The following is a 274-nucleotide window of genomic DNA, read 5'->3' on the forward strand; positions in this document are numbered from 1 at the left end:
GTACGAATGGCTTGATTCCACGTTCCGCAAGGTTATTATCGCAGCTTAGCCTGCCATCTTTTAGGAATACCACAAGGCTATCCCACTGTTTTAGGGAGTAGTTTATGGCTTCTCCAAGTTTGCTCTTTGGCAGGGTCTTCTTGCTCTCATCTTCAAGCCACCTTCTGTAGCCATCCAGTATTGGCTTAGTGTTCTCAAGGCGTTTTTCATATCTCTCTTCTGGAGCCAGATCCCTGTACTCATCCTCCAGCTTGTAGATTTCCTTGAAGAATTT

At 45.3% G+C, this 274-nt stretch carries 1 protein-coding gene; it reads right to left on the reverse strand.

All coding sequences use genetic code 11. The annotated features are described in order from the left end of the window. Nucleotides 1–274, reverse strand: a 274-nt coding sequence (locus ACKX14_RS15800; protein WP_422449344.1) for an IS66 family transposase, incomplete at both ends; no start/stop codon positions are given.

This window comes from Thermorhabdus hydrogeniformans (assembly GCF_049310025.1).
GTDB lineage: Bacteria > Bacillota > Thermosediminibacteria > Thermosediminibacterales > Tepidanaerobacteraceae > JBJYKD01.